At 75.3% G+C, this 18913-nt stretch carries 13 protein-coding genes; 8 read left to right on the top strand and 5 right to left on the bottom strand.

Features of this window, described 5'->3' with window-relative positions; translation table 11 throughout:
- Positions 1-46 precede the first annotated feature (46 nt).
- Positions 47-184, top strand: a complete 138-nt coding sequence (locus tag JIW86_RS11020; RefSeq protein ID WP_215149909.1) for a hypothetical protein — start codon at positions 47-49, stop codon at positions 182-184.
- 23 nt (positions 185-207) lie between these two features.
- Here the strand turns inward: JIW86_RS11020 and JIW86_RS11015 are convergent, their stop codons facing one another.
- The gene (locus JIW86_RS11015; RefSeq protein ID WP_257553595.1) at positions 208-936 is read right to left on the bottom strand and encodes a 4'-phosphopantetheinyl transferase family protein; all 729 of its coding nucleotides are present in this window, start codon (positions 934-936) and stop codon (positions 208-210) included.
- Positions 937-1248: 312 nt separating this feature from the next.
- On the opposite strand from JIW86_RS11015, the gene JIW86_RS11010 reads away from it, so the two are divergent.
- From JIW86_RS11010 to JIW86_RS11000, 3 genes are all read left to right on the top strand, one after another.
- Entirely contained in the window at positions 1249-2076 is an 828-nt protein-coding gene (locus tag JIW86_RS11010) for a metallophosphoesterase family protein (RefSeq protein WP_416237675.1), read from the top strand.
- Positions 2077-2221: 145 nt separating this feature from the next.
- Positions 2222-4933: a helix-turn-helix transcriptional regulator gene (locus JIW86_RS11005; protein ID WP_257553593.1), complete on the top strand. Its 2712-nt coding sequence runs from the start codon at positions 2222-2224 to the stop codon at positions 4931-4933.
- Positions 4934-5146: 213 nt separating this feature from the next.
- Positions 5147-6103 carry a polyprenyl synthetase family protein gene (locus tag JIW86_RS11000; RefSeq protein WP_257553592.1) on the top strand — a complete coding sequence of 319 codons (957 nt, stop codon included), beginning with the start codon at positions 5147-5149 and terminating at the stop codon, positions 6101-6103.
- A 93-nt stretch (positions 6104-6196) separates the two neighbouring features.
- Here JIW86_RS11000 and JIW86_RS10995 read toward each other — a convergent pair whose 3' ends face one another.
- From JIW86_RS10995 to JIW86_RS10980, 4 genes are all read right to left on the bottom strand, one after another.
- Positions 6197-7918 (bottom strand): AMP-binding protein, encoded by a 1722-nt coding sequence (locus JIW86_RS10995; RefSeq protein WP_257553591.1) that lies wholly within the window; start codon positions 7916-7918, stop codon positions 6197-6199.
- Positions 7909-10134, bottom strand: coding sequence for an ATP-binding protein (locus JIW86_RS10990; protein WP_257553590.1), 2226 nt, complete (start codon positions 10132-10134; stop codon positions 7909-7911). Before JIW86_RS10990 ends, JIW86_RS10995 begins: the two co-directional genes overlap by 10 nt.
- Positions 10135-10195: 61 nt before the next feature.
- Positions 10196-12805, bottom strand: coding sequence for an AfsR/SARP family transcriptional regulator (locus tag JIW86_RS10985; RefSeq protein ID WP_257553589.1), 2610 nt, complete (start codon positions 12803-12805; stop codon positions 10196-10198).
- Positions 12806-12810: 5 nt separating this feature from the next.
- Positions 12811-13812 (bottom strand): AfsA-related hotdog domain-containing protein, encoded by a 1002-nt coding sequence (locus JIW86_RS10980; RefSeq protein WP_257553588.1) that lies wholly within the window; start codon positions 13810-13812, stop codon positions 12811-12813.
- A 262-nt stretch (positions 13813-14074) separates the two neighbouring features.
- Here JIW86_RS10980 and JIW86_RS10975 point away from each other — a divergent pair, with 262 nt between their 5' ends.
- The 4 genes from JIW86_RS10975 (at position 14075) to JIW86_RS10960 (ending at position 18908) form a co-directional block, all read left to right on the top strand.
- Complete coding sequence (locus tag JIW86_RS10975) at positions 14075-15463, top strand: MFS transporter (protein ID WP_257553586.1); 1389 nt, start codon at positions 14075-14077, stop codon at positions 15461-15463.
- A 98-nt stretch (positions 15464-15561) separates the two neighbouring features.
- Positions 15562-16572, top strand: a complete 1011-nt coding sequence (locus JIW86_RS10970; RefSeq protein ID WP_257553585.1) for an AIR synthase-related protein — start codon at positions 15562-15564, stop codon at positions 16570-16572.
- A gap of 126 nt (positions 16573-16698) precedes the next feature.
- On the top strand, positions 16699-18378 hold the full coding sequence (locus JIW86_RS10965; RefSeq protein WP_257553584.1) for a hypothetical protein: 1680 nt from the start codon (positions 16699-16701) through the stop codon (positions 18376-18378).
- The gene (locus JIW86_RS10960; RefSeq protein ID WP_257553583.1) at positions 18375-18908 is read left to right on the top strand and encodes a hypothetical protein; all 534 of its coding nucleotides are present in this window, start codon (positions 18375-18377) and stop codon (positions 18906-18908) included. Before JIW86_RS10965 ends, JIW86_RS10960 begins: the two co-directional genes overlap by 4 nt.
- Positions 18909-18913 lie beyond the last annotated feature (5 nt).

The following is an 18913-nucleotide window of genomic DNA, read 5'->3' as shown; positions in this document are numbered from 1 at the left end:
AATTTCCGGTAAATTCTCTTCGATTTACTTGACTGTACTGACGGGTATGGTCATCGCCGTTATGGGGGTGCAGTTCATGTCAGGGGCGCTGCTGGGCAGATCGGGTCAGTCCGCCGCGGCCGACGGGGTGCGCGTGTCCGTGCAGGGTCTACTCGCCACTCCCGATGACGACCAGTGGGGATGAGACCACCCCGCCGGTGACGACGTTCAGCAAGCGCTCCCCGCAGTGCAGATGGGGGGAGCGCTTCGCGCTGTCCGGGCCCCCGGCGGAGCCGACCGGGCGGCCGGCACCGCTATGGCGCTGAGCAGTACCCCGTCCTGCGCCGACCAGCGGCCGCTGAACGTGGTGGGCCCGGCGGGCGAGAGGCGTGCGGGGTCCGGCAGCAGCCGGGCGCGGAACGTCTCCTGTTCCGCGTCGACGGTGACCAGGGCGTCCGTGAAGTCGAGTTCCTGGCCGGTGAGCGGGAACCACGTCTTGTAGACCGCCTCCTTCATGCTGAAGAGCAGCCGGTCCCACGCGATCTCCGGCACCGCCCGCGCCAGCTCCCGGGTCCGGCGCAGCTCCTGAGGCAGCGTGATCGACTCCAGCACCCCCTCCGGCAGCGGGGTGTTCGGCTCCGCGTCGATGCCCAGCGCGACGAACTCCGAAGCGCGGGCGAGCGCCACCCCCCGGTAGCTCGCGCAGTGCGTCATGGACCCCACGACCGAGGGACCCCACTGCGGGACACCGCGCCGGCCCGGCACTACCGGAGTCGGGGGCACTCCCAGCGCCCCCATGGCGCGGCGGGCGCACCACCGTACGGTCCCGAACTCCTGCCGCCGCTTGGGAACGGCGTTGCGGATCAGGAACTCCTCCTCGGGAAAGAGGAAGACGTGCTCCGGGTCGGCGGTGGACTCGGCGGTGGCGACATCCGATGGCAGGAGCTTCGTGAGCACGGCATTCCCTCGGGTCGAAGCGTCGGTCTGACACGTCCCACGCTGCCGCCGCCGACCCCGCCCCGACCAGGAACGCAGGCGCCGCCCGCCCCGATCGGCCCCCGGACACCGGGATTCCTCCCAGGGCGCTGCCATCCGCCGCCCCGCGGGCGGGCCGGCTGCCGGGATCCTGGCAGTGCCCCCGCCGGCCTTGCCATACGCCTGTCATGCGCAGGGCCCCGCCCGCGTCCCCCACGGCAACTGAGGGGACGAACAGGGGTGTCCACCGCAAGATCTTCCGCTCATCCTCACCGAATGCCGCACGGAAGCCTCATGGGCATCAGCGACCTCCATGTCGCATTCCCGGAGAACCGCCGGATCGTCGAGGAGCTGTATCCGGACAGCCCCGACGACTGGCTCGTCGTGGCCGGTGACGTGGGCGAGTCACCCGACGATCTCCGATGGGTGCTCGCCCTGCTCACCCGGCGCTACGCCACCGTGGTCTGGGCGCCCGGGAATCATGATCTTTGGACCCTGCGCGACGATCCTGTGCCTTTGCGCGGAGAAGCGCGCTACCGGCACCTCGTGGAGATCTGCCGCTCCTTCGGCGTGCACACTCCGGAAGACCCCTATCCGGTCTGGTCGGGACCGGCCGGCCCGCTCGTCGTGGCCCCGCTCTTCCTGCTGTACGACTACAGCTTCCGCACGCCCGAGTCGGCCACCCGGGAGCAGGCGCTGGAGCAGGCCTACGAGGCGGGGGTGGTGTGCACCGACGAATTCATGCTGCACCCCGACCCCCATCCCTCCCGCGAGGCCTGGTGCCGGGCCCGGGTCGCCGCCACCGAACGGCGCCTGGCCGCGTGCGACCCCGACCTGCGCACGGTGCTCGTCAACCACTTCCCGCTGGTCAAGGCACCCACCAGGATCCTGCGGCACCAGGAGTTCGCCCAGTGGTGCGGAACCGAGCTCACCGCCGGCTGGCACACCCGCTTCCGGGCCGCGGCCGTGGTCTACGGCCACCTGCACATCCCGCGCACCACGTGGTACGACGGGGTCCGCTTCGAGGAGGTGTCCGTGGGCTACCCGCGGGAGTGGCGCACTCCGGGCCACCCGCGCGACGTCCCGCGGCTGATCTTTCCCGGCGCCCGCCGCGGGGATTGATGCCTGGCAACTTCCGGACACCGTGGGGCGGGCATTTCGAGCCTATACTGATCTTGTATTCCGGCTCAAGCAGTGCTCGACCATCTCTCTTTCCGATTCGCATTCCTTTCCGGAACGCACGGAAAAGGGGACACAGGGGGATCCTATGGTGTTGTTCCGGCGTGCCGAGGAATTGTCTCTGTCACATGCGCTGCTTGACGGCTGCGCAGAAGGAAATGCCGGACTGCTATTAGTCGAAGGTGCGGTCGGGTGTGGAAAGAGTGAATTCCTCGAGACGGTCGCCACCCGTGCCGAAGCCCGGGGGGCCGCCGTCCTGCGGGCCATGGGCACCGCGGCCGAGCGGAGCCATCCCCTGGGCGTCCTGCGCCAGTTGGCGGCCGACGCCCCGCCCGGGGCCCTGTCGCCCCCGCCGTCGCCCGCCGAGGCCGGGCGGGTCGAGGCCATGCAGGTGTTCGCCGCCGCCGTCCGTGAACTGAGCGCCGCCGCACCGGTGGTGATCTGCGTCGACGACCTGCACCACGTCGACGAGCTGTCCAGCCGCTACCTGCTGCACCTCGCCCGCGGCAGCCGGCAGGCCAGGGTCCTCCTGGTGCTCACCGAGTCCGTGCACGAACGCGCCGAGGACCCGCTGCTGCGCACCGAACTGCTCCGGCTGCCCCACTTCGTACGGCTGCGCCTCGAACGCTTCGCCCCCGAGGCCGTCCGCGCCATGCTGCCGGACCGCACCGAGGCGGAGACCGACCGGCTGTACCGGACCAGCGGCGGAAACCCGCTGCTCCTGCGGTCCCTGCTGCAAGACCCCCACCACCGCCCCGGCGACGCCTACACCCAGGCGGTGCTCGCCTGCCTGCACCGCTGCGGGGCCGCCACCCCCCGGCTGGCCGAGGCCATCGCCGTACTCGACGACCTGGCGGGCGCCGCGCACCTGGCACGGCTCACCGGCGCCCCCGAGGCCGCCGCCGTCCGCGCCCTCACCGCGCTCGACGCCGCGGGCCTGATCGCCCCCGAGGGCGGGCACGGCTTCAGGCACCCGGCCGCGCGCGCCGCCGTACTCGACCGGATGGACCCGGCCGCCCGGGCCGCCCTGCACCGGGAAGCCGCCCTGCTGGCCCGCGCCTCGGGCGCGCCCGACACGGCGGTCGCCGCCCAGCTCCTCGCCGCACGGCACACCGCCGAGGAATGGGCCCTGCCCGTCCTGCGCTCCGCGGCGGACCAGTACGTCGCCGACGGAGCCCTCGCCGAGGCCACGGCCGTACTCCAACTCGCCCGGGAGGCCTGCCCGGACGACGCGATCCGCGCCGAACTGGCCATCAGACTCTGCGCCGTCGCCGGACGCACCGACCCGGCGGTCGCCGAACGCCACCTCCTCGAACCCCTGTCCGCGCTGGCCGGAGGAAAGCTCGGCCCGCACACCATGGGCCCGCTGGCCCGCGTACTGGCCGCCCAGGGCCGGATCGACGAGTCGGCCGACGTACTGGAACGGCTGGCGGCCTGCGGCGGCCGGCACCCCGGCGCGGAGCGCCGGCACGGCGACATCCCCGGGGACGATCCCCTCGACGGGCTCTCCGCGTTTCCCCAGTGGGCCGCCTCCACCCGTCGCGGCACACCGGCCGAGACCGGACCGCCCCCGGCGGGCCGCACGGCCAGGACCCCCGTCCACCCGGCGGCCCTGTGGGCGCTCCCCGTGGAGGCGGAGGAGGGCGCGGCGGCGCAGGCCGCCGAACTGTTCCTGCGGGGCGCCACCCTGGCCGAAGGCACCGTGGAGCCGGTGGTGCAGGCACTGCGCACCCTGCTGTACCTGGACGGCGCGGCCAGGGCGCTGCCCTGGTGCGAGTCCTTCGTCCGGCAGGCGGCGCAGCGCGGGGCCACCGGCTGGCAGGCCGTGTTCGGCGGACTGCTCGCCGAGGCGCGGATGCGCCTGGGCGACCTCACGGGCGCCGCCGGGACCGCGCAGGAGATCCTGCGGGCCGTGCCCGCGCACGGCGGCAGCGTCCTGCTGTGCGGGATCGCCGGCACCCTGGTGCGCGCCCGTACGGCCATGGGGCGGCCCGAGGAAGCGGCGGCCGTACTGAGCCGGCCCGCCCCCGCCGAACTCTCCGGCAGCATCCACGGACTCGGATACCTGCGGGCCCGCGGCCACTACGCGCTCGCCACGAGCCGCTTCCACGCGGCCCTGGGCGACTTCTTGGACATCGGTCGCCACATGCGGCGCTGGGGCCTGGACCGGCCGCGGCTCCTGCCCTGGCGCACCGACGCGGCGGAGGCCCTGCTCAAGCTCGGCGAGGCCCACCAGGCCGAACGGTTCCTCGCGGACCAGCTCACCACCCGGGACGCCGCCGACCCCTGGGTGCGCGGCATGACGCTGCGGCTGAGGGCGTCCCTGCGCGAGCCCAAGGAGCGGCAGGCGATGCTCGCCAAGGCCGTGGACGACCTGCACCGCTCGGGCGACCAGTACGAACTGGCCCGTGCGATGGGCGACTTCGGCCAGGTGCTGCGGGAGATCGGCGAACCGGCGCGCGCCGCCATGGTCAACCGCCGGGCCTGGCACGTGGCCAGGGAGTGCGGAGCCGAGGCGCTGTGCGTGAAGATCCTGCCCGGCCACACCGGTGACACCGCCGACGCGGCGGAGCCCGCCGAGGCGCCGCACGCCGATCTCGTCGCCAGCCTCAGCGAGTCGGAGAAGCGGGTGGCCCTGCTGGCGGTGCACGGCCACACCAACCGCGAGATCGCCCAGAAGCTCTACATCACCGTGAGCACGGTGGAACAGCACCTGACCCGCGTCTACCGCAAGCTGGAGATCCCCGGCCGGCAGGCGCTCCCGGTCGACTTCCACCTGGGGGTGGCCGAGTTCGTGTGAGGCGGCTGCAGCGGCGCCGGTGACGGCTTCGTCACCGGCGCCATGGCAAGGTCATGGCAAGCCGTCGCCGCCCATGCCCTTCCCTGGCAGACAACTGGCACACCCGGCCCCCGCCACACCCGGAATCCCTCCCCGCGCGTTCCCCCGGTGGCTGCCCGCAAGACACCTCGGGGAGGGTCTGGTCATGATCCGCAGCCCACCAGGGAGGGCATCATGACCACACCGACGCACGACCAGCCGTGGCGGACGGCCACGCCCGCACAGGTCCGCGACGTCATGCTCGACCGGGTCGAGGAGCGCCTCGCCCGGCTGCTCGCCGAGGAACACCGCAACCGGCGTACGTCCGATCCGCGCAGTGTCGTCCTGGTCGCCGGCGTCGCCGAGCTCGTCCAGGCCGGGGCCGAGCGCGCCCACCCGGTCATCTGCCTCACCGGATACCTCGCGGCGGGCGGCGACCCGGACGGCGACGACGCCGTGGCCGCGGCCGCCGCGCTCGAACTCCTCGACACCTGCCTGATGATCCGCGAGGACGTACGGGACAACGCGTCGCTGCGCCGCAGCATCCCGACCCTGCACATCAGCCACGCCGCCGAGCACGAGCGCAACGGCTGGCGGGGCGAGTCCCGCCGGTTCGGGGAGGGCACCGCCGTGCTCGCGGGCGATCTCGCGCTCGCCTACGGGGACCGGCTCGCGGTCCGGCTGCCGTACGAGGCCTGGGAGTTGTGGGACGACCTGCGCACCGAGCGGGCGATCGGCGCGCACGCCGCGGCCGCCGCCGCGACCGAGTACCTCGACGACGCCTGGCCCGGCCAGTGCCTCGACGGCTGCGGCAGCGGCTGTGGCGCAGGCTGGTACGGGCTGCGCCACGCGCTGCTGATCGGCGCCTCGCTGGCCGGTCGGGAGGATCTGCGCGAGACCTACGAGGAGTACGCGCGGGCCCTGCACGCGGCCTGGCGGATCCGCGGATTCCTGCGCGGTGGCCCGGGCTTCGACGGCGACGCCCAGTTCCTGCGCGACGTGTTCTTCGACGCGCGGGCGCGCGACGGCGCCGAGGAGACCATCGCCGGACTTCTGGCGCGCGCGGACGCGGCGGTGGACGCGGCCACCGTCGACCCGGCGTGGCGCACCGAACTCGCCGCCTTCGCCCGCCGGGTGGCGGGCTGCGACTAGGGGGCGTCGTGCCGATCGGGCCGGATCAGGGCGCGGTGCCAGGCGCCGCGAGCCCGGCCCGATCGGCAGGACACCCCCTGGCGCCGCCGCCGTTCAGCCGGGGGCGGGCCGGGGCCCGCCCGGCCGCAGCCGCGTCAGCCAGCTCCGCAGCGCCCCGCGGCGGATCCGGCCCTCCTCGTCGCGCGGCAGGGCGCCGACGATCTCCAGCCGCGTCGGCAGGAAGGCCTCCGCGACACCCCCGGCGGTGAGGTGCTCCCGCAGCTCGGCTGGACCCGGTGGCCGGTCCTGGGCGGTCGGGACCACCACCGCGCAGGGCAGTTCCCCGTGCTCGGGATCGGTGTAGGCGACGACCGCGGCCTCGCGGACCCGGGGGTGGCTCAGCAGCCGCTCCTCCACTTCGGCCACCGGCACCATGAAGATCGCGCCGGTGCGCGTGCCCGCCCGGGCGAGGACCCGGATCCCGCCGTGCGGTCCGGCCTCCGCCAGGTCGCCGGTGTCGAGCCAGCCGTCCGCCCGCTCCCAGGTGGGCACCGGTGCCGGGGCGCCGTGCTCCCAGGTGGCCAGGCACACCGACGGGCCGCGCACCGCGAGCGCCCCGGTCCCGTGCCCGGCGGACACCTCCAGCCCGTGCAGCGGGCGGAATCCGTCACCGTGGTCCGGGGCGTTGCCGGAGAGCGCGCCCATGCCCAGCTCCGGCGCCCCCCACACGGAGAGCACCGGGACGCCGAACACCTCGTGCAGTGCGGCGGCGAGCGGCCCCGGGGTGCTGGTGCGCCCGCCGGACAGGACCAGCCGCAGCCGGCCCAGCTCCCGGGGGCGGCGCTGCTGGGCGGTGAGCAGCTCGGAGCAGTACGCGGGCTCCGCGTACACCTGGTCCACCCCGGCCGCGGCCATCAGGTCCAGGCACCGGCCCGGGTCCCACACGTCCTGGCAGACGCCCGTCCCGCCGACCGCCAGCGGCCAGCACACGGTGTAGATCAGGGAGGCGAGCGAGGTGAGCGGCAGCGTGCTGAGGAAGACCTCGCCGGGCCGCCGCCCCGGGCCGTCGCCCCCGTGCTGGGCGGCGATGTTGGCGTACAGCGTGTTGGGGGAGTGCAGTACCGAGGTGTAGGAGTCCCGCAGGCCCATCACGCTGATCAGCAGGGCCGTCCGGTCGGCCTGCCCGGCGTACGGCCTGCTCCGCCGGCCGGCCTCGGTGCGTTCGTGCGCGGTGCGCCGGAAGTACGCCGCGAAATCGACGGCCCCGGTCGCCGCCGCGTCCCCCACGACGACCCGGTGGCGCAGCCACGGCAGCCCCGGGGCGAGATCCGCGAGGACCTCGGCGTGCGCGTAGCCCTCCCATACGTCGGGCACCACGCAGACCCGGGCCCGGGTGCTCTCCAGGATCCGGTGCAGTCCGTGGGCCCGTACGGTCGGCAGCACCGGCACCGCCACCGCCCCGGCCCGCAGACAGGCCAGGGTCAGCGCCGCGGTCTCCCACCAGCTCGGCAGCTGGTAGGCGACCGGGTCCCCGGGCGCGACCCCGAGCGAGGCCAGGGCGGCGGCGAACCGGTCGACGTACAAGGAGAGCTGGGCGTAGGTGACGACGACCCGGCGCCGGCCGACGGGCCGGTGCGCCCGCTCCGAGACGATCGCCGGGCGCTCGGGCGCGGCGGCGGCCGTACGGTACAGATCGTCGAGGAAGGTCTCCGGGCGCCACCAGCCGGCCGCCCGGAACCGGTCCGAGAGCCCCGCGGGCGGGGTGAGGCCGGGCGGCCGGCCGTGCACCGCGCCGTGCGCCGCCGCGCTTTCCCAGGGTGAATCCGTCAGCCCCATCGGCCCACCGCCCCGGCGACCTGCACCCGCGAGGTGCACCCCAGACGGCGCATCACCTGACGGACGTGGTTGACCACCGTCCACTCGGAAATGTCCAGCCTGGCCGCGATGTGACGGTTCGTCAGTCCCTCGGAGACCAGCAGGGCCACCTGGACCTGCCGCGGCGTGAGGGACTGCGCCTCGGCGACCGCCCCCGCCGCCGGTCGGCGCGAGGAAGCGGGCGCGGAGAGGGCCTCCGCCACCGCCGCCCGTGCGGTCATCCGGACGCCCTCGGCCCACGCCGTGGCGAAGTCGGACCAGTCCAGCCGCGCGCTCAGCTCCGTACGGGCCCGCTCGGCCTCGGAGCGCCACGCGTCCGGCACCTCGGCGCCCGTCGCGGCCCGCAGGGTGTCGGCCGCCGCCAGCAGGCGCACCGTACGCGGCCGCTGGGCGGGCGCCGTGCGCAGCAGCAACAGGGCGAACTCCTCCAGCAGGTCCGGCAGTTCCGTCCGCTCGTCGATCGCCCCGTACAGCCGCAGGGCCTCCCGCAGCGCCCCGTCGGCCCGGTCCGGCTCCTCGCCGTCCAGGGCCAGCGCGGCCGCCGTCCGCAGCGTGCCCGCCAGGCCCCGCCCGTCCCGGATCCGCCGGAACGCCTCCTCGGCCCGGTCCAGCAGCTCCAGCGCCTTGCGCCGGTCGCCCTCGGCCCGCGTGACCGCCGCGAGCGCGGCCGCCGCCCCGGCCGCGCCCCCGGTCACGCCCATGGACGCCAGCGCGCTCAGCGCGGCCACCAGCACGGCCCGCGCCCCCGGCGCATCCCCGGACTTCAGCAGGGCCGTCCCGAGGTGCACGGAGACGAGTGCGTTCTGCCGCCGGTCGCCCACGGCCTTGCCCAGCGCCAGGGCGCTCCGGTGGCGGCGTACGGCCTCCTGCGGATCGCCCAGGGCGAGCGCGAAGAGCCCGGACATGTCGGCCAGCCGGGCCCGTACGGCCTCCGGCAGCGGGGGACCGGCGGCCTCGGCCGAGCTGTCGCACCAGTCCAGGGCCTCCCGCAGCCGCCCCTGCGTCAGCCAGGGCAGCCGGCAGCCGAGCACCAGGGCGGCGGCCGCCTCGTCGTCGCCCCGCTCCCGCAACCGCCGCAGGGCGGCCGTCACGTTCGCACCCTCGGCGGCCAACTCGCGCAGCAGCCGCTCCTGATCGGTTCCGTTCAGCCCCGGCAGCGCGCTGGTCACCAGCAGCCGGTAGCGTTCCGCGTGCGCGTCCAGCGCCGCGCCGTCGCGCCCCGAGTCCGCCAACTCCGCGCGGCGGTGCGAACGTACGGGCTCGGTCACGGCCAGCCGCGGCTCCCCCTGCTCCTCGCCCACCACGGCCAGCAGACCGCGGTCCAGCAGCGTCTCGACCTCCGCCTCCGCCGACACCCCCGCCGCCGACAGGCCGAAGCCCGGCTCGTACACCGAAAGCCGGTCCAGCAGCGCGCGGGCCGGACCGGCCAGGCCCCGGCAGCTCCACTCGGCGAGCGCCGCGAGCGAGCGGTGGCGCTCGGGAGCGTGCGCCGGTCCGCCCGCCAGCACGGTCGTACGGCCGCGCAGCCGGGCGGCGAGCGACTGGGGAGAGAGCAGTCGCAGCCTGCGCGCGGCGAGTTCGACGGCGAGCGGCAGACCGTCCAGCCGCGTGCAGATCTCGGCGACGGCCGCCGCGTTCTCGAGGGTGAGCGCGAAGGCCGGGTCGGCGTCGCGGGCGCGGCGCACGAACAGCGCGACCGAGGCCGCCTCCAGCACCTCGTGCGGGTCGCCGGTGCCCGCGGATCCCGGAACGGGCAGCGGCGCCAGCGGCAGCAACCGCTCCCCGTACACCCCGAGCGGCTCCAGGCCCGTGGCCAGCACCACCACACGGGGATCCCCGGCGAGCGCCGCCACCGCCTCGGCGGCGGCCGGGCGCACGTCGTGGTCGCAGCCGTCGAGCAGCAGCAGGACGCGGCCGTGCTCCTCGGGTCCGGCCGGCGTGAGCAGCGGCTCCTGCCCGGCGGCGGCGCACCACCGAACGGCATCGACCACCGTCACCCGGCCGAACTCCCCGCCGATCTCCCGTACGGCCTCCGCGGCCAGCCGGCTCTTGCCCACTCCGGCCCGCCCGGTCACCGTCAGCGTCCGGACCGACGGATCCCGCAGCCGCTCCACCAGCGCGGCGGACTCCCGTTCCCGCCCGACGAGTTCCGTCACCGGGCCCAGCGCAACCGACATGGCTCTCCGTACGTAGCAGTGGAAGGGGATCGCAGGGTCAGGCCGCGGGGCCGCCCCCCGGTCACGTGCGGACACCGGCCGGCCGGATCCGCCAGAGCCCCGGGCGGATCTCCACGGCCCGCTGCTCGCCCCCCTCGGCGGACAGCGCACGCAGCGAGCGCCGCGCGTACACCTCGAGCCGGTGATCGCGCAGGCCAACCGCCAGCTCAAGGCACTCGCCGAACCAGGTCCGGGCCCTCGAACGTCCCTCCGGCCCGTCTTGTGCGAGGGCGAGGAGCGCCCGCGCACGGCTCGCCTCGTAGCGGGCGCGGCCCGGCGCCGACAGGGCGGCGAGGGCGGGTTCCAGCAGGGCGGCCGCCTCCGCCGCCGCCCCGGCGTCCAGCCGCAGCTCGGCCAGACCCACCAGGGCGCGGCCCGCCTCCTCCTCGTCACCCGCCTCCCGGGCGTGCGCCAGCGCACGCGCGAACAGCTCCTGCGCCCGCTCCAGGCGCCGGTACTGCCAGGCCAGATCGCCGAGCGAGCGCTCCATCCGGGCCTGCGCCGACCGGTCCGCGCACCGTACGGCGGCGTCCAGGGCCACGGTGAACGCGGCCTCGGCGTCGTCCTCCACCCACCCGCCCGTGGCATCCGTCAGCCGTACCGTCAGCGCCCACAGCCCCGCCTCGTACGCGGTCCGCGCAAGCCGTACGAGCCCCCGCGCGTCGGCGTCCGGCAGCCGGCCCGGCCGCGCCGCGGCGGCCGCCGCGTACGCCCGGCACACCCGCTCCGCCGCCGCCCGCCGTACCTCCGGCGGCTCTTCCAGAGCCAGCCGCTCCACCGCCAGCAGCCGCAGCAGCTCCGGGAGCCGGCAGCCGTCCCGGTCCACGGCCACCAGCCGCTCGTCGGCGAGCACGTCCAGGGCCGCCGCGGCCCGCGCCTCGACCAGGCCCAGCGCGGCGGCGGCCTGCCGGGCGCCGAACCGGCCCGGCGGCAGCAGCGCCAGCAGGCGGAACTCCCGCCGCTGGGCGTCGGGGGCGGCCGCGTACGCCTCCAACAGGCGGGCCCGTACGTCGACATCGCCGGTCCGCAGCGCGTCGAGCCGCCCGCCCTCGTCGCGCAGCCGGTCCGCCAGCGTGGCGGGGGTCCAGTGCGGCCGGGCCGCGAGCTGGGCGGCGGCGGCCCGTACGGCGAGTGGGAGCCGCCCGCACAGCTCGGCTATCTCGGCGACCGTGCCCGGTTCGGCCACGGGGCGGGCCGCGCCGGTACGGATCCCCGCGCGGCCGGTGAACAGCCCGCCGAGCCGCCGGGACTCCTCGGGGCGCCACGGCCCGAGGACCACCGACCGCAGCCCCGGGAGCCCGGCGGGCACCCGGCCCGCGGTCAGCAGCACCGCGGAGCCCCCGGCGAGCGGCAGCAGCGGCCTGACCTGCGTCTCGGAGGTGACGTGGTCGAGGACCAGCAGCACCCGGCGGCCCGTCAGGGGGGTGCGCGCCAGCCGGCCGAGGATCTCCGCCCCGGTCGGCGGCGGCCCGTCGGCGCCGCGCAGGTCCAGGAAGACCAGCCCGTCGGGGAAGGCGTCCGCCACGCGGTGCGCGGCCTCCACCGCGAGCGCCGTCTTGCCGGTGCCCGGCAGGCCCGTCACGGCGACGGCGCCACCTGCGGGGGCGGCCCGTAACAGCTGTTCCAACTCGGTCAGTTCGCCCGTACGGCCGGTGAAGGCCGGGTCTGCGGGGGGCAGCGCGCCGAGTGCGGGGGACCAGCCTCCCGTGCTCCGGGCGCCATCGGATCCGGCGTCGGACCCGGCGTCGGGCCCGGCATCGGACCCCGCACCTCTGGAGCCAGCCGTCGACAGCGCCGGATCCCCTTCCAGGATGCGCCGCTGGAGCTGCCGCGATGCCGGGCCCGGCTCTATCCCGAGCTCCTCGACGAGGGTCCGCCGCAGCAATGCGAACACGCGCAGCGCCTCCGCCTGCCGCCCGCACCGGTACAGCGCCACCATCAGATGGGCGTGGAACTCCTCGTGCATCGGGTGCTCGGCCACCAGCTCCTGGAGCTCGGCCACCAGTTCGCGGTGCAGCCCGAGGTGCAGCTCGGCCCGGATGCGCTCGTCGAGCACGGTGGTGCGCGCCTCGCCCAGCCGGACGGCCGCGCTGTCCAGGACCGGTCCGTGCGGGGTGTCCGACAGCACCGGCCCGCGCCACAGTGCGAGCGCCCGCCGCTGCAGCTCGGCCGCGGCGGCGAAGTCGGCGGCCCGCAGGGCCTGGTGGCCGCGGCGGGACAGATCCTCGAAGACCATGGTGTCGAGCGCGTCCGGGCCGACCCGCAGCAGATAGCCCGGACGCCGGGTGACCAGCGACTCCCGGCCGTTCTCCGGATCGGCGCTCCGGAGCGCCTTGCGCAGGTGGGACACGTAGACCTGGAGCGTGGTCGTCGCGGTACGCGGGGGCGCCTGCGGCCAGAGCTCGTCGATGAGGCTCTCCGCCGACACGACCTCGTTCGCACGGACCAGCAGGGTCCCGAGGACGACCCGCAGTTTGGCGGCCTGCGGAGCGTACGAGGCCCCAGGGCCGCCGCCCGTGCCGCCGCCCGTGCCGCCGCCCGTGCCGCCGCCCGTGCCGTCGCCCGTACCGCCGCCCGCAGCGCCGTCCGTGCCTCCCGTGACCTCCAGCGGGCCCAGAATCCCGAAGCGCATCGTCCTCAGTGGTCCTGGACCACGGAGGTGCGGGCCTCGGCCACCGCACGGCGGCGCTGCGTCAGGGTGAGCGTGACCGGTACGGAGGGCCGCCCCTCGCCGTCGCGGCCCAGCGGACCGGCCACCGCCACACAGCGCAGCGGCAGATCGGCCTCGGCCTGTCCGCGGAAGTGCACCTGGCAGGAGCCGAGGGCGCTGCGGACGGGGTCGAGCCCGTGCGTCCGACCCGCCGCGAGCAGCGAGGTCTGGCGCAGCGCCTCCAGCAGGTGCAGTCCGGAGACCTGTCCGTCCTCACCGAGGAACACGGGGCTGATGTGGCGGGTGAGCAGCCAGGTGCTGATCCGGCCTCGTGCGGCGTCCGTCGGTTCGCTGATCACCGTGTTCTCGGGGGCGTAGCGGCCCGTCTCGGCGGAGTCGGCGGGCCGCAGCGGGCCGTCGGGCGCATCGTCGAGCTCGGGCGCGGCCTGCAGGGCCTGCCGGGAGTGCTCAAGGTGGCGGCGGTAGAGCTTCGGCATGAGGAAGACCAGACCGGCGGCGCCCGTCGCGCACGGGCGGCCGTCGATCACCACCTCGAGGTGGAAGTCGAGTCCGCGCGGCACTTCGGCGACCACGTTCGCCGGCCGGGCCCTGATGTGGGTCTCCATGGGGACGGGGCCGGCCGCGGGCCCGTCCGTACGCCAGGCGGAGAGATTGGTGAGGTCGAGGGTGAAGCGGTAGAACAGGCCCGGGCGGTCCTCCGGCACGCCGAAGTAGCGGTGGCCGACGAACTCGCCGATCTCCCGCATGGTCTCGGTCGCGATCTGGAGGTCGTGGAAGTGGCCCGGACCGTCGTTGAAGAGCGGGTGGCCGACAGGGGTCGCGCCGACGAGCGTGAAGTTCTCCTCGCCCAGGCTGGGGACGTCGAGGCCGTAGTGGGCCCGCGAGGGCGGACGGTGGATCAGGTGCCGGGCGGCCGTCGCGTGTCCGTGGATGGCGGGGAGCGAGGTCGTGCTGTTGTCGACTGTCATGTCCCTCTCCTTCTCTCGCGTCATGGTGGAGCGGCGCTCGAGCGGGCATCCAGCCGCCGCCGTTGGCAGGAAAGTGCATGGCAGGAACTCGTCCGTCGCCCGTCGCCCCTGATCCGCGTACGTGAGCTTTAGTCACGTCCAAGGGGGAGGGCGGACCCTGAGGTACGAGAGCCCCGCCCCCCGGGATGTCCCCCCCGGCCCCCGGGCGGGGCCCTTTTCTTCCCACCGCAGACCTCCACAGCTCCCCGGAAGGAAGCCCCCGATGGCCACCACAGGGTCCGGGCGAACCCGGGTCGCCCCGCCGGACGCCGCTCTGCCGGACACCGCCGGGCCGGCGCGGCCGGCGGGTCCCATGGCCGGGCTGCCGCGTCGGCTCCGCGTCGGCTACGCCTCCGGATCGCTCGTCACCGGGACGTTCACCACCCTCCCGGGCCTGCTCCTGCTTCCGTACCTCACGGACACCCTGGGCGTGGGCGCCGCGCTGGCCGGCGCGATCGTGTTCGTCCCCAAGGCCTGGGACGCCTTCCTCAACCCGCTGGTCGGCCGGGCCAGCGACCGCACCCGTACCCGCTGGGGCTCGCGCCGCCCGTACGTCCTGTGCGGCGGGCTCGCGATGGCCCTGGCCTTCGCGCTGACCTTCGCGGGGCTGCTGCCGGGCACCGCCGGAGCCTGGCTCACCGCGGCCGGGTACCTGCTCACCGCGACCGCGTTCGCCTTCTTCCTGGTGCCGTACGTCGCCATGCCCGCCGAGCTCACCGACCGGCACGAGGACCGGATGCGCCTGGTCGGCGGACGGGTCGCCGTCATCGGCGTGGCGGCACTGGTCACCGGCGCCGCCGGACCCGACCTCATCGACGCCGGGGGCGGCGGCCTCGCCGGGCACCGGTGGATGGGGATCTTCGGCGGGGCGGTGATCGCCCTCGGGGCGGTCTGGGTCTTCGCGGGCACCTCAGGCGCCCGCCGGGACGCCCCCGTCATGGAAACCGAGTCGAGCCTGCGCCGCCAGTTCGCCGCCGCCCGCGGCAACCCGGCCTTCATGGCACTGCTGCGGTGCGTGGTCGTCCAGTCCGTCGCGACCGGCGTCCTGCTGGCGGGCGCGCCGTACTTCGCCGCACACGTACTGCGCGACTCCTCCGGCGTCGGCGCCCTCGTCGCCGCCTTCGTCGCCCCCAACCTGCTGACCGTGCCCCTCTGGTCGCGGCTGCGCGGCCGCCACGGCTACCCGATCGCCTCGGCCCTGTTCGCCGCCGGCTGCCTGCTCTTCCTCGCCGCGCCCGCGCTGCCCGAGGGGGTGGTGCTGCTCTCCATGGCGCTGGCCGGCACCGGCCACGCGGGCCAGCTGCTCTTCCTCTACGCGATGCTGCCGGACTGCATCGCCCGGGACGCGGCCCGTACCGAACGGCGCCAGGCGGGCGTCCTGTCCGGCCTGTTCAGCACGGGCGAGGGCCTGGGCGTAGCCCTCGGCCCCTTCCTGTACGGAGTGGTCCTCCAGCTCTGCGGCTACGTGTCCTCCGGCACGGGCCGCGCCGCCGAACAGACCCCCGCGGCCGAACTCGGCATGCTGGCCGGCTTCGCGCTCCTCCCGGCCCTGGCGACGGCGCTGGCCGTAGCCCTGCTCCGCTCCTACGACCGCCCGGACCTCCCCTACTGACCCCTCATCAGCAGCCGTGCCACGACACGGGTATGCGGGGGACCGTCCGCGCAGGATGATGGGACGATCATGACTCGCGGGCTTCGGGGGAGGCACTCGTGACGTACACACAGGAGTGGGACACGGCACAGGTCGGGTTCGGACCGGAGGTCCGGGCCCTGATCGAGGAGGCCCTCGTCCCGGAGCCCGGCACGTCACCCGGCGGCTCACCCGGCACCTCACCCGGCGCGGGCGGCGGCCCCGGCGCCGCCGAGGCCTTCGTCGTCCGGTCCGGCACCTATGTCGTCGACCCGCCCTTCTTCGGCAACGGGGACATCGGCCGGGTCGCCGTCTGCGGGGCCGTCAACGAACTGGCCGCCACCGGCGCCGAAGCCCGCCACCTCGCCCTCGGCATCGTGCTGGAGGCCGGGCTCCCCCTGGACCTGGTGCGCAGGCTGACCGCCTCCGTACGCGGCGCGGCCGCCGAGGCCGGGGTTACCATCGCCGCCGTCGACACCCAGGTCGTCCGCGCGGGCGAGGCCGACCGGGTCTTCGTCACCGCGACCGCGTTCGGCGTGCCGAGCGGACCGCCCATGGAGCTCGGCTCGGTCCGGCCCGGCGACCGCATCGTGGTGACCGGGCCGCTGGGCAGCCACGCCGCCCACCTGGTCTCCCTGCGCGACGGCCTCGGGTACGAGCACCACGTGCCCAGCGACTGCGCCCCCCTGGGAGACCTGCTGCGCACGGTGCGCCCGCACGTCCGCCACGCCCGGACGGTGGCCGCGGGCGGCCTCGCGGAGGTCCTGCGCCGGTGCGCCGCCGCCCGTGGCCTGACCCTGCGCATCGAGGAGGCCGCCCTGCCCGTACGGTACGAGGCGCGGCCGGCCCTCGCCGCCCGCGGCCTCGCCCCCCTGGACGCGGCCTGCGCCGGCTGCCTGTGCCTGTTCGTCCCGCCCGAGCACACCGCCCCCGCCCTGACCGCACTGCGCGCCCACCCCTACGGCCGCCACGCGGCCGTCGTCGGCGAGGTCACGCCCGAGGCCCAGGGTGACGTCGAGTTCCTCACCCCGGACGGCCGCCTCCACACCCGTACCGTCCCTTCCGGTTCGGTCCCCGAACGCCTCCTGTGACCGGGCCGCGCACCGGAACGGTTGCCACGGACACCCTTCCGATCACGGGCACCAGCCGCCATACTGCTCATCCGTGACTCCCTCGGACACTCCTTACCGAGAGGGAGTTCGAGCATCGGGGGATGCATGTCCACACCTGGACGGACTTCCGGCTTACCCGCAGCAGAGGACGCCGCCGAACCGCGGCACATCCGCAGTGAAGCCACCCGGCTGCTGTGCGCGGGCGTCTGGTTCGACAGCGAATTCCGCCGCCGCGTCATCGAGCAGCTGGTCGAGCACGAGGAGCGGCCGATCGCCCCCTCGCTCGGCATCGACGCCCTGCCGGTCCTCGCGCACGCCCTGCGGGCACGCCGCCTGGAGGTGGAGACCGCGGCCGGGCTGCTGGCCCTCTGGGCGGTCTTCATCGGTCTCGGGCTGGCCGGGGTCGGCGCCCAATCGGTGCTGCCCGCACCCTGGTTCCTGGCCTACGGGCTGGTCTGCTTCGTGTGCTGGTCCCTGCGCGGGAGCAGGGGCGCCGTCTTCGGCCTCGGCCGCGGGGTGCTCAAGGAGGCCACCCGGGGCCGGCTGAAGGCGGTGCTGCCGGTCGTGCCGTTCGCGGTGACCCTCGCCTACTGGGTGGCCGTGGTCTTCGCCCTGTTCAACGGCGCCGATGTCTGGACCGCGGTGGTGTTCCCGGCCCTGATGGTGCTGCCCGTGTGGGCGCACCGGACGCACGTCGTCCAGGTCATGCGCACCAAGCTGAGCCGCGGCGCCTACGCCCGAACGCCGCGCGAGATGCTTCCGGACACCCCTCAGTACCGGCGCATCGGCGCGGCCATCGACCGCGAACAGCACGCGAACCTGACGATCTACGACCCCTTCCGGCCGTTCGTCGGCGCGGGCGAGCCGTACCAGCCGTGGTCGGTCGTCGCGGAGCTGAAGGGGAAGACCCCGGGAGGCCTGAGCAAGCCGCCGGATCCCGCCTCGTCGTCCGCCGCCTCGGCGGCCTCCCTGCTCACGGGACGCGAGGTCGTCGACCTCATCAAGCCGCGCCTGGAGGCCCTGCGCGCGGCGGCCGCGGAGACCAGCCGCGACCGGCTGCGCTTCCTCGAGATCGACGAAGTGGTCTATCTGCCGGTCGGGGTGGCGCGGGGCCGAGTCGGGTACGAGCCCGCCCGCATCCAGGAGCACATCGACGACGCGGTCGGCGAGGGCGGCGAAGGACGCCGCCACTTCCTGCGCGTCCGGGTCGGCGCGTGGGACGAACAGGTCGGGATCTCCCTCCTGGTCCGCGTGCACACCCAGGGCGGAATGCTGGTGCTGGAGGTCGTACCGCACGTACTCAACCCGGTGCGGCCGGAGTTCAAATCGGTGGACGTGATCGCCGCGCGCGGCGAGGGCAGGGGGCTGCGGGACGCCCTCGTCGCCCTGGCCACCAGTCCGGCGGCGGGAATCGCCGCGGGGCTCTCGCTGATCCACACGGCCCTCTCCGTCTTCCGCACCTGGCTGACCCTCCCGCAGCACGCGCTCCCGGACGGACCGGTCACCTCGGTGCGGGAACTGGGCAGCGTGAAGGACATCTCCCTGTTCCAGGAGATGGACATCAGCCGGTACGTGAGGACGCTGCAGGACCGCATCGCGAGCGGGGTGCAGGACGCGCTGCGCACGAAGGGCTACGAGACGGGCGACTTTGAGCAGTACGTCGTCAGCGTCAGCGGCGGCGGGGTGTTCATCGGGGCGATGAGCGGCGGGGCCGTGGCCACGGGCGAGCGGGCCTCGGCGAAGCACACGGACACGATGACGAAGAAGAAGGGCGGATCGTCGTGACGGCGGGGCACGGGGAACAGCAGGAGGAAGAGCCCGCCGTCGCCCCGGCGCAGGGGGGCATCAGCATCGGCGTGCTGACCGGCGGCGCGGTGGCGGCCGGGGAGGGCGCCACCGCCGAGGACCGCTCACGGCGCGCGGGCCGGCCGGAGCCACCGCCCGCCCCGTCCGCGACGCCCCGGGCCGCCCCCGGCGGCATCGGCATCGGGGTCATGACCGGAGGCGCCGCAGCCACCGGTTCCGGCGCCAGAGCCCTCGACGCCTCCGAGGAACTGATCGGCGTCTCCGCCGAGTTCCGGACGGCCCTCGGCACCCTGCGCGAGCAACTGCGCCTGCTCAGCCCCAGCGACGAGACCTCCGAGGTCGACGCGGGGCTCGCCGGGGCCGAGGAGGAGATCGGCGCCACGGGGCAGGTGCGGCGCGAGCGTCTGCAGTGGCTGCGCGAGCGCCTCGACGTCGGTGCGACGGCCGCGGCCGGGCTCGCCTCGGCCGGGGCCCTCGTGGAGCAGATCACACAACTTCTGACCGGGTAGGGGTG

It is taken from the genome of Streptomyces sp. NBC_00162 (genome assembly GCF_024611995.1).
Lineage (GTDB): Bacteria > Actinomycetota > Actinomycetes > Streptomycetales > Streptomycetaceae > Streptomyces.
Note: the sequence above shows the minus strand (reverse complement) of the source record. Positions and strands in the feature narration are given on the sequence as shown.